Here is a 16226-nt window from a genome sequence, read left to right on the forward strand (position 1 = left end):
CAGGACCCACTCTCGCCCCGCCACCGCTGCACGCCCCCACTGTGCCAGACCGAACGGTTCGTTGCAGCAGGTACAGAGAAGGACCCGGCCACCCCTCGCAGCCGGGTCCTCTCGTAGGCGATACGGGCGGAGCTCAGGCCTCCACGATGGCCGTGATGCCCTGACCGCCGGCGGCGCAGATGGAGATGAGTCCGCGACCGGACCCCTTCTGCGCCAACATCTTCGCGAGCGTCGCGACGACACGTCCGCCGGTAGCGGCGAACGGGTGACCCGCCGCGAGCGACGAGCCGTGCACGTTGAGCTTGCTGCGGTCGATCGACCCCAGCGCGCCGTCGAGACCCAGACGCTCCTTGCAGTACTCGTCGCTCTCGAACGCCTGCAGCGTCGCGAGCACGACCGAGGCGAACGCCTCGTGGATCTCGTAGTAGTCGAAGTCCTGCAGTGTCAGACCGTTGCGGGCCAGCAGACGCGGGATGGCGTAGGTCGGCGCCATGAGCAGGCCGTCCTTGTAGGAACCGTTGCCGTGGACGTAGTCGACGGCCGCGAACTCGGAGTCGACGAGGTGCGCCAGTACGGGGAGGTTGTGCTGCTCGGCCCACTCGTCCGTCGACAGCAGCACCGACGATGCGCCGTCGGTCAGCGGCGTCGAGTTGCCGGCCGTCATCGTGGCGTCGCCGAGCGAGTTGCCGAAGACGGGCTTGAGCTTGGCCAGCTTCTCGGCCGTGGAATCGGGGCGCAGATTGTCGTCGCGCGTCAGGCCGAGGTACGGGGTGACCAGATCGTCGAAGAATCCGCTGTCGTACGCCTTGGCCATGTTCTGGTGGCTGGCGGCAGCCAGGGCGTCCTGGTCCTCGCGGCGGACGCCGAACTCCTTGGCGGTGACGGCGGCGTGATCGCCCATCGACATGCCGGTGCGCGGCTCGCCGTTCTTGGGGATCTCGATGCCCAGCATCGACGGACGCACGTTGGCGAGCAGCTTGATGCGGTCACCGGTGGACTTGGCCCGGTTCAGCGACAGCAGGAACTCGCGCAATTCGTTGTTGACGCTGATGGGCGCGTCGGAGGTGGTGTCCACGCCGCTGCCGATGCCGACGTCGATGCGGCCCGACGCGATGGCATCGCCGACCGCGATGACGGTCTGCATGCTGGTGCCGCAGGCCTGCTGCAGATCGAAGGCGGGGGTATATGGGCTCAGCGCACTGCCCAGCACGACCTCGCGGGTGAGGTTGAAGTCGCGGCTGTGCTTGAGCACGGCGCCGCCGGCCACGAGACCCAAACGCTCGCCCTGCAGGTTGAAGCGGCTGACCAGTCCGTCGATCGCGGCGGTCAACATGTCCTGGTTCGAGGCGTCGGCATACACCTTGTTCGAGCGCGCGAACGGTATTCTGTTTCCACCGAGGATCGCGACGGGGCGCTTTTCTTTGCTGGTCATCGAACGATTCTCCCTGTACGCAAGTGATACGGCCACAGTTGGGACCGCTTCGTCGTGGACTCTATTCTTACTCACGAGTAAGTTACTTGTCGATACCCGTCCTTCTCCACGACGGTTCCGTACAAACACGACACGAAGGTAGGAACATGGCAGCCACCAAGGGAGCCCCTGACCTCTACTCGCAGTTCCTCTCCTCTGCTCCGGGCGCGTTCCTGGCCAAGCAGGCAGGACTGCCGAAGCCGGAGACTCTGCGCCGCTACGAGGAGGGTGAGCCGCCGCTCGCCGGTCCGGTCCTGATCGGCGGCACCGGTCGCCTCGTCGAGCCGCTGCGAGTTCTGCTCTCCGACTACCCGTCGGCCAGCCCGCACGACGACAAGCTCGGCGCCCTGGTCTTCGACGCCACCGGCATCGAGAACATCGAGCAGCTCGAGCAGCTCTACCAGTTCTTCCAGCCCGCCGTCCGTCGCCTCGGAGCTTCGAGCCGTGTCGTCGTCCTGGGCACCACGCCCGAGGAGACCACCGACGTCGAGGCGCACATCGCGCAGCGTTCGCTCGAGGGCTTCACGCGCAGCGTCGGCAAGGAACTCCGTCGGGGCGGCACCGCCCAGCTCGTCTACGTCTCCGCGGACGCCGCACCGGACCTGTCGGGTGTCGAGTCCACGCTGCGCTTCCTTCTGTCGGCCAAGTCGGCGTTCGTGTCCGGCCAGGTCATCGCCGTCGGCAAGGATTCGTCCGAGGCTCCCGCATCGTGGGACAAGCCGCTCGCCGGCAAGGTCGCACTGGTCACCGGTGCCGCCCGCGGCATCGGTGCCACCATCGCCGAGGTCCTCTCCCGCGACGGCGCCCATGTCATCTGCGCGGACATCCCCGCCGCCGGCGAAGCTCTCTCGCAGACCGCCAACAAGGTCGGCGGCACCTCGCTCGCCCTCGACGTCACCGCACCCGACGCCGCCGACGTGCTCGAGAAGCACGTCAAGGAGCGTCACAGCGGCGGCCTCGACATCGTCGTGCACAACGCCGGCATCACGCGCGACAAGCTGCTCGCCAACATGGACGACGGCCGGTGGAACTCCGTCATCGGCGTCAACCTCGCTGCTCCCCACCGCCTGACCACCGCCCTGGTGGCGTCGGGAACGCTCAACGAGGGTGGCCGCGTCGTCGACGTGTCCTCCATCGCGGGCATCGCCGGCAACCGTGGACAGACAAACTACGGCACGTCCAAGGCCGGCGTCATCGGCCTGGTGCATGCCGAGGCTCCGGAACTGGCGAAGAAGGACATCACCATCAACGCGGTGGCGCCCGGCTTCATCGAGACGGCCATGACGGCCGCCATCCCGTTCGCCACCCGTGAGGCCGGACGACGGATGAGCTCGCTGCTGCAGGGCGGCCAGACCGTCGACGTCGCGGAGACCATCGCGTACTTCGCGAGCCCCGCCTCCAACGCCGTCACCGGACAGATCGTCCGCGTGTGCGGTCAGTCGCTGATCGGAGCGTGACCGGCGTGAGCACCGTGATCGCTCTCGACGCTCCTCCGAAGATCCGCGACATCTACACCCGCGCGGCTCTGGACTCGTTGCCGATCATCGGCGGCGGGAAGCGCACACCGTCCGTCCCGGACACCACCTACACGCTGAAGGGAATCCGCGTCGATCGGGAGAACCTCGCGGCGTACGCGAAGGTCACCGGCCTGCGGCTGTCCGACGCACTGCCGATCACCTATCCGTTCACCCTGGTCTTCCCGACGGTGATGGCCTTGATGGTGTCCAAGGACTTCCCGTTCGCCGCCATGGGATCCGTCCACGCCGAGAACGTCATCGAGAGCTTCCGGCCGATCGGCACGTCCGAACCACTGGACATCGCGGTGCACGCGGAGAACTTCCGTGAGCATCGCAAGGGTCTGATGGTCGACGTCGTCAGTGACGTCTCCGTGGGTCGGGAAGTGGTGTGGCGCCAGACGTCGACGTTCCTTAGTCTGCAGAAGACGTCCCTGTCCGGTGGTCCGCGAGAGGCACCGCCTGCCGACGAGGTCCCGCCGCCCCCGACGTCCACGCTGCGCGTCGATCAGAAGACGGTCTCGCGGTACGCCGGCGTCAGCGGTGACCGGAACCCGATCCACATCTCGTCCCTCGGCGCGAAGGCGTTCGGTTTCCCGGGCACCATCGCGCACGGAATGTGGAGTGCGGCAGCAGCATTGAGTTCCGTGGACGGAAAGATCGCGGACAAGGTGACGTACTCGGTGCGCTTCGGCAAGCCGATCGTGCTGCCCGCCAAGATCAACGTCTACGCCGAGCGTGTCGGCACCGGCGAAGGTCCCGGCCAGTGGGATGTCTCCCTGAAGCACCCGAAGAAGGGCTACCCGTTCCTGACGGGCACCCTGCGCTGAATCACCGACGCAGTGACTCGCGGGCGGGGGCTCAGGCTCGAAGCCCCCGCCACGCGAGACTCTCGAGCAGGTCGACTGCTTGGTGCACGTCGATCTCTCCACCGGCCACCCTGTCGGCCACGGCTTCGCCGGCCCCGACCAGGGCGACTGCCATCAGTCCGAAATTGTGTTCCGGTCGCGGATCCTTCGTGCTCATCTCGAGCAACGACGCCGTCAGACTGATCAGACGGTCTCGGCTGCTCTGCACCTGACCGGCGAACGCCTGCTGACCGATGGCCTGGCGGTACAACACCATCCACGACGACCGATGCTCGTCGACGAAGGTGAGGAAACCGAGCAGGGCCTTGCGGAGCTGCTCGCGCGGCGTGAGCGTCGGGTCGGCCGCGGGCGTCATCGCCTGGACGAACTCGAGTCCTTCGCGGTGGATGCACGCAGCGAACAGTTCGTCCTTGCTCCCGTAGTACAGGTAGAGCATCGGCTTGGAGATCTCGGCGCGAGCCGCGATGGAATCCATCGACGTGCTGTGGAAGCCGTTCTCGGAGAAAACCTCGATCGCAGCGTCGAGCATCTGCTGCTCGCGGACCGCACGCGGCAACCGCTTGGTTCCGCCCGCCATCCGTACCTCCCCGACTCTGCCCTCTGTTCGGGCCGAACGTCCCCTCTGCCCAGAAAGCTCGACTCTACGTCACGAGCAACCGAGCGCCCCCTTGGCAGCGAGCACAGTCCGCGCGGCCTCGTCGACGCGGCTGCTCGGCAGTTCACCGGACGCCACGGCGGCCTCGAGGTTGTCGAGAACGCTGGTGACGGCGTCGGTGGTGATCCACAGGGCGACATCGGCGCCGGCGACGAGCGCGGTCTTCACCGCCTCCTCGATGCCCAGTCGCGACGTGATCGCGGCCATTCCCGACAGGTCGTCGGTGAAGATGGGCCCGGTGAACGGCGCGGCTCCGTAGCCGGTTCCGTCCCGCAGCAACGACATCACGGCGGGACTGATGCTGGCGGGGACACCCTCGGTCGTCAGTCCCGGAACGTCGAGGTGGCCCACCATGATACCGACCCCCGACGCGGCGAGGTCGCGGAACGGCACCAGGTCGCGGGCCTGCAGTTCCTCCAGCGGAGGCGTCGTGACCGCGCCGGTGTGCGAATCACCCGAGCCCGCGCCGTGGCCGGGGAAGTGCTTGAGCACCGGGAGGACGCCCGCGTCCCGCAGTCCCCTGGCGGCAGCGCTCGCGTAGGCCACCACCGTCGCCGGGTCGTCCGAATACGAGCGGTCACCGATCACGGAGTCGTCCGGCTGACTGCTGACGTCCACGTCGGGCGCGAAGTCGACGGTGATACCGAGGTCGCGGAGTCCGCGGCCCCGCTCGAGCCACATCTCATAGGTCTGGTCGGGTGTCATCGTGGCGGCCGTCTCGCGTGCCGACGGGATGTCGCCGAGCAGGTCCTTCGCGCGGGACACCCGCCCGCCCTCCTCGTCGATGGTGACCATGACGGGCACATTCGACGCCTGCTGCATCTGCGCGACTCCGCCGCCGGTCAGCATCTGCTTGTCCGTCCAGCTGCCCACGAACACGCCACCGACCTGCTCCGACTGCACCACGGACACCGCGTCGTCGGTGCCGGTCACGCCGACGGTCAGCAGCTGAGCGAGTCGTTGGCGCATCGTGAGGGCGTCGATCGCCGATGCGCACGCGTCCGGTGCGGGGACCGCGGGCGCCGGCAGCGGCGACGACGATGCGGCAGCCGACGGGGTGGGAGCGTCGGTCGTCGTCGGTGCCGGGGCGGCCGTGTCACCGGCTCCGCACGCCGTCGTGGCCATCGCGCAGGCCGCGAACAAGGACAACATTCGGCGTCGGGACATGACCGAAACGTTATCGCGGAGCCACGCGCGTCGACGACCCGCGACGGTAGAATCCGTGACCACCGCCGATCATCGGGAGGCCTCTCATGTCGTGTGACGTCATGCTCATCGCGTACGACGGTTCGGACAATGCACGGCGGGCGGTGGACTACGCCGGCAGATTCCTGCAGGCGAAACGGGCCATCGTCCTGACTGCATGGGAACCCATGGTCCGCCAGGCAGCGCGCATGTCGGGCCTGTCCGGGGTGATGGCGCCTGAGTGGCTCCCGGACGAGCAGACCGAGGACATCGCGCTCGCCGACGCGAGGGTCACCAACACCGAGGGTCTCGAGCTGGCCAAGCGCGCCGGCATCAACGCGGACGGGCGCTGCGAGGAATCCCATTCGGCGATCTGGACAACCATCGTCGAGACGGCCGACGAGGTGAACGCCGACATCATCGTCACGGGAACCCGCGGTCGGACCGGTCTGCGGTCGTTGTTGCAGTCCTCGTGTGCGGACCTGGTACTCAAGCACAGTCATCGCCCGGTCCTCATCGTGCCGCCGGGTCGCTCGGGGTGATAAGTTCGCCGGTGTGAAGACCGCAGCGATCAGCGCAGTTGTAGGGGCCGTTCTGGGCGTTGCCGTCGTGTTCGGTGCGACGGCTGCTGCCTCGTCGAACACCCGCCCGGATGTCGATCGTTCCGCTACCGCCGACTCCTCCCTTCTGAACCAGGTCGAGTACGGCAGCCGCTGACGTCGTCGGCTCCCGCCACCGCGCCCGTCGGGCCTCGGTGGCGTTTCTTCTCTGCGCTGGGTGCGCTGGTTCTGGCGTTCGTCCAGGCTCCGGGCCTGACGGTCGCGGACACCAAGTACGACCTGACGCAGAACCCGCTCGGCTTTCTTTCTCGCGCGTCTCATCTCTGGACATCCGACGCCACGTTCGGGCAGGTTCAGAATCAGGCGTACGGATACTTCTTTCCCCACGGATCGTTCTTCGCGCTCGGTGACATCCTCGGGTTGCCCGGCTGGGTGACCCAACGCCTGTGGTGGGCGGTCCTGCTGTTCGCCGGGTTCTGGGGCATCATCCGCTTGTGCGAGGCCCTCGGGGTGGGCGGTCGCGGATCGCGAGTGGTCGCGGCGCTGGCGTTCGCGCTGGCCCCTCGGGTGATCACCACGCTGGGGTCCATCAGTTCGGAGTCGTTGCCGATGATGCTGGCGCCGTGGGTGCTGATCCCCCTGGTGCGTGTCTTCTCGGGCAAGCCTGTGTCGATACCGCGCGCGGCGGCATCGTCGGCCGTGGCGGTCGCCCTGATGGGGGCGGTGAACGCGGTCGCGACCGCAGCGGCGACCCTGGTCGCCGTGGTGTGGTGGCTGGCGCATCGCCCCGATGCACGCTGGAGACGCTTCACGCTGTGGTGGATCCCGGCGCTGGTCGCCGCGACGTCGTGGTGGGTGGTATCGCTGTTCATCCTCGGCGGCGTGAGTCCGCCGTTTCTCGACTACATCGAGTCCTCGGGGACGACGACGCAGTGGGCCTCGCTCACGGAAGTTCTTCGCGGGACCAGCAGTTGGACGCCGTTCGTCTCGCCCGAGCGCATCGCGGGAGCGGTGGTGGTCACGCAACCGGCGGCCGTCATCGCGTCCTGCGTCGTCGCCGCGGCGGGGCTGGCAGGTCTGGCGATGCGGTCGATGCCGGCGCGCGGACGCCTCGTGCTCGTCCTGATGGTGGGCGTCGTCGGCATGACTGCGGGCTACGTGGGCGGCCTCGCCTCTCCCGTGTCGGAGCCGGTCCGCCTGTTCCTCGACACCGCGGGCGCGCCGCTGCGCAACATCCACAAGCTGGAACCGGTGATCCGTCTTCCGCTGGTCCTGGGGCTGGCGCACCTGCTCACCCACGCGCCGCTACCCGGCACCGTGTCGTCGCCGCGGTGGCGCCGCGCGGCGTCGCACCCGGAGCGCGAACCGTTGATGGCGTTCGCAGCTCTGATCCTGGTGGCACTCACCGTGGCGACGTCGTTGGCATGGACCGGTCGTCTCGCACCTCGCGGAGCGTACGAGGCGGTCCCGGGGGAGTGGTCGGAGGCCGCACAGTGGTTGTCCGACAACGCCGGCGAGGCTCCGGCGCAGAGCCGAGCTCTCGTGGTGCCCGGTGCACCGTTGGCGGCCCAGCTCTGGGGACTCACGCGTGACGAACCGCTGCAGGCGCTGGCATCGTCTCCCTGGGCGGTCCGCGACGCCGTCCCGCTGGTGCCGCCCGGAGCGATTCGAGCCCTCGACTCGGTGCAGCGCCTGCTGGCCGACGGGCGACCGTCCGACGGCATGGCCGACACGTTGGCCGGGATGAACATCCGATACCTGGTGCTGCGCAACGATCTCGACCCGGAGACGTCGCGGTCCACCCGCACGTCACTGGCTCACCAGAGCATCGAGAACTCGCCCGGCCTCACCCGCGTCGCCACGTTCGGCGACGACATCGGACCGGGCCGTGTCGACGGGATCGTCGCGGACTCGGATCTGCGTCCGACCTACCCGGCGATCGAGATCTTCGCCACCGACCCCGACTACGACGCAGTCGTCGGTCCGTACACGGTCGCCGCATCCGACGTCCCGCGCGTGCAGGGAGGCCCGGAAGTGCTGGCCCGTCTGGACGACCACCGTGAACGGGGCGGTCTGAATCCGGTACCGGCCGGACCCGTTCTCCTCGACGGTGACGCGCGGGCCGCCGGGCTTCCCGCCGACCGCGTGCTGGTCACCGATACCCCGATGAACAGAGAAGTCGACTTCGGGTCGGTCGACGATCACAGCAGCGCCCTCAGAACGCCCGACGATCCTCGGCGGACACTGAACCTCGTTCCCGACTACCCCGTCGACGCGGCTCCGCTCGTGCAGGGCTCCTGGACGGGGGCACGGGTCACGGTGTCGTCCTCCGCATCCGATGCGGTCCAGTTCGGTGGTGCTGCGCCGGGGAACGGGCCGGCGGCGGCCGTGGACGGCGACACGTCGACCAGCTGGGTGAGCAGTGGCCTCGAAAGCTCTGTCGGACAGTGGATCCAATTGGACCTGGACGAGACGATCTCCTCGGGAGTGGTCGAGTTCCGCACCAGCCCCGGAGCCCTGGGATCGCCGGTGAAGTGGGTCGAGGTCGAGACGGACAACGGCACCGCTGCCGCTCGTATCGGCGAGCCCGGCGACGTGGTGACAGTTGCGCTTCCCGCAGGCACGACGTCACGCGTGCGCATCACGGCGACCCAGACCGAGAACGGTTCCACCGGAGCCCAATTCGCGATCAGCGATCTTCGACTGACCGATTTCTCCGACAGCGACGCTCCGACGCCCGTGACGATCCTTCGCGGCACCGCGATGCCGGACCCGGCGCCCGGGGTGAGCGTCACGGGATGGGACCTGGGGCAGGAACTGTCGGGGAGAACCGGCTGTGTGGACACTCCGGACAGGGTGCGCTGCGCGGGTGGTATCGCGGTGGAACCGGAGGAGCTGGACAGCTTCGAGAGGACTCTGTCGGTTCCGACCGGTACCGCGGTCACCCCGGAACTGTGGCTGCGGTCCCGGCAGTCACCTGCGTTGGCCGACCTGCTGGACGACGGGACGGGTCCGCGCGCTCGCGGCGCCGCAGAGGTCTCGGACGTCCGAGGCTCGGCATTCGCGCTGACCGACGGAGACGAACGAACGTCGTGGACAGCCGCCCAGGACTCCGTCGACGGACGCGCCGGGACCTACCCCACCGTGACGGTGACGCTGCCTCGGCCGACGCTGGTCGACGGTCTCGAACTGGCGCAATCTCTGGGAACGCTGCCTGCCCACCCCACTCGCGTCGCGGTGAATCTGGGAACGGGTCCGCAGGTCCGTGACATCGACGACTCGGGACGGACGACGATAGATCTCGAGCCCGCCGTGACCGACTCGATCGTGCTGTCGATCGTCGACTGGGACGACGTGATCGACCGCACCGCACTGGGATTCGACCAGATCCGCCCTCCCGGTCTCGCCGATCTGACAGTGCTCCCCCGAACGACTGCGGCGCCGTTCGACCCCGACCGCGTCATCGAGCTGTCCTGCGCGCAGGGCCCCACGATGACCGTGGCGGGCCAGTTGGTGCAGACCGCGGTCTCGACCACCGCGGGAGCGCTCGCGAGCAGCGCACCGATCCGGGCGCGGGTGTGCGCGGGCGATGTTCCGGTGTCCGCGAACGTCTCCAATCCTGTTCCGCTGCCGGCCGGGTCGCACTCGGTGTCGGTCGACCCCGGTGACGCGTTCGTCGTGGACAGCATCGCCCTGCGTGTGGCACCGCTCGCTGCTACACCCGGACCCGCACCGGAGCCTGTTGCCGTCTCGTCCGGTGAGTGGACTGCCGATACCCGACGCGTCGTCGTGGCCGGATCGGACGAGGACCGCATCCTCGTGGTTCCCGAGAGCACGAACACCGGGTGGGTGGCGACGCGGCCCGACGGCTCGACGCTGACGCCGGTCGTCGTCAGCGGGTGGCAGCAGGGGTGGGTTCTCCCGGCCGGACTCTCCGGTGAGGTGACGCTGTCGTATCCGGCCGACACCTGGTATCGCCTCGGAATCGTCTGTGGCCTTCTGCTTCTCGTCGGACTGGGGCTCTTCGCGCTACGGCGACGCGAGCCGGATCCGGCGACGGACCCGACGCCGACCCGGCGCAGTCCCTGGCTCGCCGGCGCAGCGCTGCTCGCTGCCGTGTGGGTGATCGGGGGGATCGCCGCTCTCGGCTGCGTCGTGCTGCTCGCCGCCGCCGTCACGGCCGTCGGTCACCGGTGGGGAGAGCGCATCCGGGGTCGCGTGCTGGTGGCGGTCGCAGGGCTGGGCCTGTCCGTCGCCGGCGCCGCGCTGTCCACCGGGCCGTGGAGATCGGCAAGCGGGTACGTCGGGCACTCGGCGGGAATTCAGCTCGCGGCGCTACTCGGGGTGGCCGCCGCCGCACTCGCTGCGATACCTCCGTTGCGACGACGCTCCTCCCGGCGACGGAGCGCGACGCGGACAGGTTCCTCGACCAGCGCGTAACTGGCCGCCGCGACCGGCAGGGTCAGCGCCAGAGTCACGCCCGCGAGGACGAGGAACTGACCGTCGAACGGCGCGATGCCGAGAACCGGGAAGACCACCGCGAGCACCGCGAGGTGCCAGATGAAGATGCCGTAGGACCACCGCCCGATCGTCAGCGCGAAGGGTCCGGCCAGCCACCGCGTGCGCACGCCGACACCGAGTACGAGGGGAGCGATCAAACAGAAGGCCACGACCGCCCCCAGCAGAACCTTCATCGCGAACTGCCATGCAGCCGGCGTCGTCAGCCCCTGCTCCCCGGCGAGCGGCGTGGAGGACACGGCGAAGGCCACCGCGGCAACGCCCGTCAGAAGCCATCGTCTGCTCGCGATGCGGACCAGCACGGAATCACCGGCCGTGTTCGCGGCCGCCTCGGCGACGATCATCCCGGCGCCGAACCACGCCAGGTAGCCGGGCATCCAGTTCTCGATGTTGACGCCGGACTCCGTGGCGATGGGCAGGAACGTCCAGCCGAGCGAGATCACCGACACCGCCAGGATCACCGGGATGCGGAACCGGGCACGGGCGCCGGCGAGAGACGCCATCGCGAGGCCGATCAGCGGAAGCAGCAGATAGAACGCCACCTCCACCGACAGCGACCACATCTGGGTCATGCCCTCGGTCAACGTCAGGGGAACGAACACCTGCACCAGCGTCAGGTTGGCCAGCCAGAGCCGGACTCCCCCACCGGCGCCGGGCAACAACGTCAGCACGACGGCCACCACCAGCCAATACGCGGGCAGTATTCGAGCTGCCCGGTGCAGAAGATACGTCCTGGTCGACGGCCGGGACCTCAGTCCCCGCGCGGCCGCCGCGTGCGGTCGCCACAGCAGGAAACCCGACAGTGCGAAGAACACCGCCACCGCCAGATCCAGTCGACCCAGCGCGGCGCCGATCACCGGAACGGACGTGGTCCCGGTCTGGAATGCGACGTGGGTCAGCAGAACACCCACCGCCGCGAGACCGCGCATTCCCTCGAGCGCCGGCACGAATCCGCTGGCCTGCCCGCTCGGACGGTCGTTCTGCACTGTGGTCATCGTGAGTCGAGTCTGCCGCATCACGTCCGAACGACGAACCTTCCGATGCGTTAGTGTTCGACCCATCATCGGCAGCACGCATCACATCGCGGTGCACAGCTCACAGGGGGACCCTCTTCATGGCGAACAGATCATCACCGTCGCGTGTGATCCCGTCGATCCTCATCGGCCTCGGTGTCTTCTTCCTCGTCGTCGCCATCCTGATCCCGCTGTACACGGTCGGCCGTCTCGAGAAGACACCGCTGGATCTCGAGATCACCACCGTCTCCACCGGCACCGGATCGGTCCTCGATTCCCGGTCGCTGGCAGCCGGGTCGGCGAAGGTCGATCAGAACGTTCCTCTGGTCTCCCAGCGCTTCGTCACCACCGAGGAGCCCTCGGGTGCGGACGCCGTCACCGTCCAGGCCGGTTCGACTCTGCGTCGCACCGACCGACAGGGTGACACCGGCCTGCTGACCGCGACGGTCGACCGCGTGACCCTCGACCGTGTGACGTCGATGCCCGTCGAGCCGGTCGGGTCCATCCAGAGCCAGAGCGACAAGCCCGCCGAGGAAGTGGCGCACGACGGACTGCAGTACAAGTTCCCGTTCGGGGCAGAGAAGCAGACGTACCCCTTCTTCGACATCGTCGCCCGCCAGAGCTACGACATGACCTTCGTCGAGGAGACGCAGATCGAGGGCGTCACCGTCTACCACTACACCCAGACGATCCCGGCGGTCGATCTCTCCGCCGTCGTGAACTCGCCGGCCAACAAGGTCGCCCTGCCCGCCAGCACCTGGGGCGTCGAGGGCGGGGCCACCCCGATCACGATGACCCGGTTCTACGAGAACACCCGCGACATCTACGTCGAGCCGGTCACGGGAGTCGTCGTCAAGGGCCAGGAGGACGTGCACCAGTACTACGCACGTCGCGCCGGCACTCCCGAGGTCGACGTCATCAAGGGTGTCATCGGTTTCGACGACAACACCGTGACCTACCAGTTGGGCCGTGCACGTGACGGCATGGACGAGATCGCCCTCATCGGCCGCACGGTTCCCATCGTCGCCGGTGTGCTCGGCATCGTCCTGCTGGCGGCGGGCATCCTGCTTCTCCTCCGCAGTGGCCGCTCCGGCCAGGGAACCCGCGCGACGAACGCCGGTGTCGGACCCCGCCCCGACGGACCCGGGACGCCGTCCGACACCGGTCGTGGTGCTGCACCGGATCACGACTGGACCTCGGACCGCACCGAGGAGATCCCGCGGACGGACCTCCGCAAGCACTGAGCACTGAAGGTCAGGGGTGCAGGAGCGTGACTCCTGCCGACGCACCGAGGGCGTCCAGCGCATGCTGGGCGCCCTCGAGCCGTTCGTGGCGGGCGATCATCGAGGCGACCGCCGCGTGAGGCAACTCGCGCAGCAGTTCCGGATACTCCCGCGCCGACAGTCCGTGACTGCCCAGCACGTCGATCTCCTTGGCGATCACCACATCCATCGACACGTGCGCCCCACCGGGCAGCAGGCCGATCTGGACGTGGCGTCCACGGCGCCGCAGCGCGGCGATGGCGGCATCGGCCAGTCCGGCGTTCCCCGAGCATTCGAGCGAGACGTGCATGTCCTCGACCACGCGATCGGACGTCGACACGGCGCCGAGCCGATGTGCCAGCTCGCGGGCGCCGGAGGACGAGTCGACGGCCGTGACGACCGCCCCGACGGCGGACGCGATGATCACCGCGGACAGGCCGAGGCCGCCGCAGCCGTACACGGCGACTCGTTCGCCGGGCAGCACCCTCGCCCGACGGTGCACCGCCCTCCACGCTGTGGCGTACCGGCAGCCCAGCGTCGCCGCGACGTCGAACGACACCGCGTCGGGAAGTGCGACGAGGTTGGTCTCGGCGTACCGCACCGCCACGAACTCGGCAAACGACCCGTCGTGGGTGAACCCGGGTTGCTGCTGGTTCGGGCAGACCTGATGGTCACCGGCAGCGCACGTCTCGCAGGTTCCGCACGCGCACACGAACGGCGTCGTGACGCGGCGTCCGATCCACCGGCGGTCGACGTCGGCGCCCACCGAGACGACTGTCCCGGCGAACTCGTGACCGGGGACGAACGGTAGGGAGACGTCGCTGTCGTGGCCCTGCCAGGCGTGCCAGTCACTACGGCACACGCCGGTGGCCGCCACCTGGACGACAGCACCGTCGGGTGCCGCGTCCGGACGCTCCACCTCACGGACGACGCCGGGCCGACCGAACTCCTCGATGACGAGTGCGCGCATGCACGCGAGCGTAGTCAGCCGCGCTGGGCCACCGTGTTGGTCACCGAGCCGATGCGGTCGATCTCGAGGCGCACGACGTCTCCGGGCTGGATCCACCGATCGAGTTCCATCCCGCATCCCGACGGAAGGGTGCCCGAGGTGAGCAGTTCACCGGGGCCGATGTCCTCGGCTCGGCTGGCGTAGGCGAGCCCGTCCGCGACGGACCAGCGGCCGCCCTCGGTGGACGTCTGCGTCCAGACCTCGCCGTTCACCGTGACGCTGCCGCGAAGGTTGCCCAGGTGCGGCAGGACCTCGTCGGCGGTGACCACCTCGGCGCTCATCGAGCTGCCGAACGTCTTGGTCTTCACCACGGGTCCGAAGGGACCGTTCCGCTGCTCGTCCCACTGCACGTCGCGAGCGCTGAAGTCGTTGAAGACCACGAAGCCACCGATCGCGGCCTCGGCCTCGGCGGGCGACGCGTCTCTGACCGGTCGGACGACGAGGGCGCCGTACTCGAGCTCGAAGTCCAGCAGTTCGGTGTATCCGGGCCAGAGCATCGGCGCTCCGTCGCCCACGACGGACAGATGGTTGCCCGTGTAGTAGATCGGGTGCTCGAAGACGGCGGACCCCGGCCGGAGCGGAGGGAAGGGCTTGCGCATGATCGCCTGGTACGTCTTGGCGAGAGGAAGCACGGCGGGCAGGTTGCGCCGCACCATGCTCTCGGCCGCCTGATGCCAGTGCGCGTCCCACCCTGCGAAGCACCGCAGCGACCGTGGCTCGAACGGCAGCGGAGAGAACGTCGTGGCTGTCGCCGTGCCGGCGGTCACCGCACGATCGACGAGTTTCCGTGCGGTGTCCCGTGCACGCTCGCCGAGACCGAGGAACTCGACGACCGACACCGGAAGACTTTCTCCTCCAGCGGCTTTCAGGTCGATCCAGCTACCCGTCGGCTCGTGCAGTACATCGATACCCGTCGCGCCCCTACGCAGCCTCACGGACCCACCCCTCGACTCGTCCCCGAACGATCCACCTCCGACGATCGTGTCACACGCGAACCGGACCGAGTGCTGGTGAAAACCACAACAGATGCCGCCGCGGCACATGCCGTCGCCACGACGATCAACTCGATGACGCCGTCCACGACGGACAGGACGAGGACGGCCTCGACGACGAGCACGGCCCACGCGATCAGTGCCGATCGGGTGTCACCACGGGCGACCGACGCGACGAGGCCGCACTGGACGATCGCGAGGAGCGCGCCTTGCGCGGCGAACAGCCACAGCAGGTGCCGCACGGGGGCGTACTGCTCACCCATCACGAGCGGCACCACCGGGCCCACCACCGCCGCACCGAGAACGACGACGGATCCGACACCCAGCAGCACCAGGAAAGCCGTCCGGACGGCGTCGGCGGACTGTCTCGGGTCGGCCATCCGTGGGTAGAGGACCACTCCGACGGACTGCGGCAGCCAGAACGCCGCTTTCGCTGCGACCGCTCCGAGAGCATAGATACCGGCAGACTCGGGATCCAGCACGCGGCGTGCCAGCAAGAGGTCGACGGACGACAGGGCAACGATCACCAACTGCACCTGGGATGCGGCGAGGACATCGCGCCACCGGGTCGCGCTCCCGCCCCCATCCCTGTGCGTGGCGCGCCGAGTCACCACGATGCGGACGAGAAGAGCCATCACCGCGGTTCCGACAGCCCCGGCCAGGAGCGCCGGCCCCGCGGATCCACCCAGCAGCAGCGTCGTGACGGCAGGAACGACCTTGGCCAGCCCGCCGGCGGCGAGAACGACACCGAGGGCGCCGAACAGTGAATCACCCTGCAACACGCCCTGTTCCGTCGCGAGGAGTACCAGGAAGGGTGCCGTACACAGCGCCGCGGCCGTCGTGGCGACACTCGTGTCGAGCAATGCGGCCACGAAGGGTGTCGCGACGAGCGCGAGCAGTCCGACCACCGCGGCCTGGATCGACCCGAGACGCCGTACATCCGCGAGCGCCGCGCCCCGGACCCTGTTGCGGGCGACCACGGTCTGCACGGCCAACGCCGGCACCGCCAGCACCAACTGTGCGGCGAGCAACGAGGCGAACTCGCCGTAGCCTTCCGGACCCAGCAGCCTGCCGGCGGGAACGTGCAGGAAGTACGACGCGATGTTCGCCACCATCGATCCGGCCGTCACGATGCTCACCCCGGCCACGACGGTGGACGAGCGCGCGGGGATCATGCC

Annotated in this window: 13 protein-coding genes; 6 read left to right on the plus strand and 7 right to left on the minus strand. The window is 68.7% G+C overall.

The window, feature by feature from the left end; translation table 11 throughout:
- Positions 1–133 precede the first annotated feature (133 nt).
- The gene (locus AC0IX4_RS07635) at positions 134–1432 is read right to left on the minus strand and encodes an acetyl-CoA C-acetyltransferase (RefSeq protein WP_042576159.1); all 1299 of its coding nucleotides are present in this window, start codon (positions 1430–1432) and stop codon (positions 134–136) included.
- Positions 1433–1578: 146 nt separating this feature from the next.
- On the opposite strand from AC0IX4_RS07635, the gene AC0IX4_RS07640 reads away from it, so the two are divergent.
- Both AC0IX4_RS07640 and AC0IX4_RS07645 read left to right on the plus strand, forming a co-directional pair.
- Positions 1579–2928 carry a 3-oxoacyl-ACP reductase gene (locus AC0IX4_RS07640; protein WP_471828587.1) on the plus strand — a complete coding sequence of 450 codons (1350 nt, stop codon included), beginning with the start codon at positions 1579–1581 and terminating at the stop codon, positions 2926–2928.
- A 5-nt stretch (positions 2929–2933) separates the two neighbouring features.
- Positions 2934–3815: a MaoC/PaaZ C-terminal domain-containing protein gene (locus tag AC0IX4_RS07645; RefSeq protein WP_471828588.1), complete on the plus strand. Its 882-nt coding sequence runs from the start codon at positions 2934–2936 to the stop codon at positions 3813–3815.
- Positions 3816–3846: 31 nt separating this feature from the next.
- Here AC0IX4_RS07645 and AC0IX4_RS07650 read toward each other — a convergent pair whose 3' ends face one another.
- Both AC0IX4_RS07650 and AC0IX4_RS07655 read right to left on the minus strand, forming a co-directional pair.
- The gene (locus AC0IX4_RS07650) at positions 3847–4431 is read right to left on the minus strand and encodes a TetR/AcrR family transcriptional regulator (RefSeq protein WP_042576162.1); all 585 of its coding nucleotides are present in this window, start codon (positions 4429–4431) and stop codon (positions 3847–3849) included.
- A 69-nt stretch (positions 4432–4500) separates the two neighbouring features.
- Positions 4501–5676, minus strand: coding sequence for a glycoside hydrolase family 3 N-terminal domain-containing protein (locus AC0IX4_RS07655; protein ID WP_471828589.1), 1176 nt, complete (start codon positions 5674–5676; stop codon positions 4501–4503).
- Positions 5677–5762: 86 nt separating this feature from the next.
- Here AC0IX4_RS07655 and AC0IX4_RS07660 point away from each other — a divergent pair, with 86 nt between their 5' ends.
- From AC0IX4_RS07660 to AC0IX4_RS07670, 3 genes are read left to right on the plus strand one after another with little or no spacing between them, the layout of a single operon-like run.
- Positions 5763–6236, plus strand: a complete 474-nt coding sequence (locus AC0IX4_RS07660; RefSeq protein WP_042576164.1) for a universal stress protein — start codon at positions 5763–5765, stop codon at positions 6234–6236.
- A 13-nt stretch (positions 6237–6249) separates the two neighbouring features.
- Positions 6250–6411: a DUF2613 domain-containing protein gene (locus tag AC0IX4_RS07665; protein WP_471828590.1), complete on the plus strand. Its 162-nt coding sequence runs from the start codon at positions 6250–6252 to the stop codon at positions 6409–6411.
- Positions 6408–10694 carry an alpha-(1->3)-arabinofuranosyltransferase gene (locus AC0IX4_RS07670; protein ID WP_471828809.1) on the plus strand — a complete coding sequence of 1429 codons (4287 nt, stop codon included), beginning with the start codon at positions 6408–6410 and terminating at the stop codon, positions 10692–10694. The genes AC0IX4_RS07665 and AC0IX4_RS07670 overlap by 4 nt, the downstream gene beginning before the upstream one ends.
- On the opposite strand, the gene AC0IX4_RS07675 is transcribed toward AC0IX4_RS07670, so the two are convergent.
- Positions 10577–11767 carry an acyltransferase family protein gene (locus AC0IX4_RS07675; protein WP_471828591.1) on the minus strand — a complete coding sequence of 397 codons (1191 nt, stop codon included), beginning with the start codon at positions 11765–11767 and terminating at the stop codon, positions 10577–10579. The two genes, AC0IX4_RS07670 and AC0IX4_RS07675, sit on opposite strands and share 118 nt — an antisense overlap.
- Positions 11768–11886: 119 nt before the next feature.
- Between AC0IX4_RS07675 and pgfA the strand changes: the two genes are divergently transcribed.
- Positions 11887–13029: a cell envelope lipid trafficking protein PgfA gene (gene pgfA, locus AC0IX4_RS07680; protein WP_471828592.1), complete on the plus strand. Its 1143-nt coding sequence runs from the start codon at positions 11887–11889 to the stop codon at positions 13027–13029.
- A gap of 10 nt (positions 13030–13039) precedes the next feature.
- Here pgfA and AC0IX4_RS07685 read toward each other — a convergent pair whose 3' ends face one another.
- Genes AC0IX4_RS07685 through AC0IX4_RS07695 form a run of 3 tightly spaced genes read right to left on the minus strand, consistent with a single transcriptional unit; the run spans position 13040 to position 16223 of the window.
- Complete coding sequence (locus tag AC0IX4_RS07685; RefSeq protein WP_471828593.1) at positions 13040–14017, minus strand: alcohol dehydrogenase catalytic domain-containing protein; 978 nt, start codon at positions 14015–14017, stop codon at positions 13040–13042.
- 14 nt (positions 14018–14031) lie between these two features.
- The gene (locus AC0IX4_RS07690) at positions 14032–14991 is read right to left on the minus strand and encodes a fumarylacetoacetate hydrolase family protein (RefSeq protein WP_471828594.1); all 960 of its coding nucleotides are present in this window, start codon (positions 14989–14991) and stop codon (positions 14032–14034) included.
- Complete coding sequence (locus AC0IX4_RS07695; protein ID WP_471828595.1) at positions 14988–16223, minus strand: lipopolysaccharide biosynthesis protein; 1236 nt, start codon at positions 16221–16223, stop codon at positions 14988–14990. The genes AC0IX4_RS07690 and AC0IX4_RS07695 overlap by 4 nt, the downstream gene beginning before the upstream one ends.
- Positions 16224–16226: the final 3 nt, after the last annotated feature.

The sequence above is a fragment of the Rhodococcus sp. AC861 genome (assembly GCF_979256035.1).